We start from the raw sequence: 2,536 nt of genomic DNA, 5'->3' as shown, positions 1-2,536 counted from the left end.
AAGTGCATTATTACTAAAACAATAAATACAATATTACTGATTTCGGAAAATAATACAAACTTGTGAGAAAAATTTTTATCACGAGGTAAAAAATGTTATACGTTTACAGAAAACGCATACAAAAATGTAGGCAAATCCATGGACAAACATTTTGAATAATGGTATATTGAAATCGCTGAAAAGGATGCGTAACAAAATTCAGTAGTTTTATATACTTTAAGGAGGAACTGTTACAATGGATACAAATCGTTTTGCTGATGCGTGGGCTGGATTCAAAGGCCGTTTATGGAAAGAAGAAGTAAATACTAGAGACTTCATTCAGAATAACTACAAACCATATGATGGTGATGAATCATTCTTAGCTGAACCTACAGAAGCAACTAATAAATTATGGGGTAGATTACAGGAACTTCAGGCAGAAGAAAGAGCTAAAGGCGGAGTTCTTGATATGGAAACTGAAGTAGTTTCTGGTTTAACTGCTTATGGACCTGGTTATATTGATGAAAGCATGAAGGACTTAGAAACTGTTGTTGGTTTACAGACAGATAAGCCTTTAAAGAGAGCATTCATGCCTTATGGTGGTATCCGTATGGCTGAACAGGCTTGCGAAACTTATGGTTACACACCAAGCCCAGAATTACACAAAATCTTTACTGAATATCATAAGACTCATAACCAGGGTGTATTTGATGTTTACACTCCTGAAATTATGAAAGCACGTCATAATAAAATCATCACTGGTCTTCCAGATACTTATGGTCGTGGACGTATTGTTGGTGACTACAGAAGAGTTGCTTTATACGGTATCGATGCATTAATCGAATGGAAGAAAGAAGACTTTGCCAACTGCGGTAGCGGATCAATGACTGAAGACATCATCAGAAAGAGAGAAGAAATTGCTGAACAGGTAAGAGCTCTTAACAATATGAAGAAGATGGCTGAAACTTATGGTTATGATATTTCTAAACCAGCTACTAACGCTCGTGAAGCATTCCAGTGGTTATACTTTGGTTATTTAGCAGCTATCAAGACTCAGAATGGTGCAGCTATGTCAGTTGGACGTATCTCTACATTCCTTGATATCTATATTGAAAGAGATTTAGCTAACGGTACATTAACTGAAAGCGAAGCTCAGGAATTAGTTGACCATATCGTTATGAAATTCCGTATGGTTAAGTTCGCACGTATCCCATCATACAATGCATTATTCTCAGGTGACCCAGTATGGGCTACACTTGAAGTTGCAGGTTTAGGTACTGACGGACGTTCAATGGTTACAAAGAATGACTTCCGTTTCTTACATACATTAGAAGATATGGGTCCTTCTCCAGAACCAAACTTAACAGTTCTATATACAGAAGCATTACCAGAAAACTTCAAGAAGTATGCTGCTAAGATCTCTATCAATACTTCATCAATTCAGTATGAAAACGATGACGTTATGAGACCTGTATGGGGCGATGACTATTCAATCTGCTGCTGTGTATCAGCTACTCAGACTGGTAAAGAAATGCAGTTCTTCGGTGCGAGAGCTAACTTAGCTAAGTGCTTAACTTACGCTATCAATGGTGGTGTCGATGAAAAGACTAAACAGCAGGTAGGTCCTGAATACAGAGGAATTACTTCTGAATATCTTGATTATGATGAAGTTATCAAGAAATATGAAAACATGATGGACTGGTTAGCAGATTTATATGTAAATACATTAAACTTAATCCAGTACATGCATGATAAATACTACTATGAAGCTGCAGAAATGGCATTAATTGATACTGATGTTCGTAGAACATTCGCTACTGGTATTGCTGGTTTCTCACATGTAGTAGACTCATTAAGCGCAATCAAATATGCTAAGGTTAAGACTATCAGAGATGAAGATGGTATCGTAGTTGATTATGAAGTTGAAGGTGACTTCCCTCGTTATGGTAACGATGATGATAGAGCTGACAACATCGCAGTTTGGTTATTACATACATTCTTAAAAAAGATTAAACAGCATCATACATATAGAAATTCTGAACCAACTACTTCTATCTTAACAATCACTTCTAACGTAGTTTATGGTAAGGCTACAGGTTCATTACCTGATGGACGTAAAGCTGGTGAACCATTATCTCCAGGTGCTAACCCAGCATATGGTGCAGAAAAGAACGGTTTACTTGCTTCATTAAACTCAGTTGCTAAGTTACCTTATGAATGGGCATTAGATGGTATTTCAAATACTCAGACAATCGCTCCAAGCGCTTTAGGTCATGATGAAGCTGAAAGAACTGATAAGTTAGTAACAGTTATGGATGGTTACTTCAGACAGGGTGCTCATCACTTAAATGTTAACGTATTCGGTACAGAAAAGTTAATCGATGCTATGGAACATCCAGAAAAGCCAGAATATGCAAACTTCACAATCCGTGTATCTGGTTATGCAGTTAAGTTCATTGACTTAACTAGAGAACAGCAGTTAGACGTAATTGCTAGAACTTGCCACGATCATATGTAATAATTAAAACAGTCTCTAATGAGACTGTTTTTTATAGAG

General features: G+C 36.8%; 1 protein-coding gene. It reads left to right on the top strand.

Going from position 1 to position 2,536, the window contains the following annotated elements; translation table 11 throughout:
* Positions 1 to 235: 235 nt before the first annotated feature.
* A complete protein-coding gene (pflB, locus tag B2S90_RS00005; RefSeq protein ID WP_278860753.1) occupies positions 236 to 2,497 on the top strand; it encodes a formate C-acetyltransferase in 2,262 nt (753 codons plus the stop codon).
* Positions 2,498 to 2,536: the final 39 nt, after the last annotated feature.

Source organism: Catenibacterium sp. UBA627, from assembly GCF_002299355.1.
Lineage (GTDB): Bacteria > Bacillota_I > Bacilli_A > Erysipelotrichales > Coprobacillaceae > Catenibacterium > Catenibacterium mitsuoka.
The sequence above is the reverse complement of the archived record's forward strand: the minus strand, read 5'-3'. Positions and strand labels throughout refer to the sequence as shown.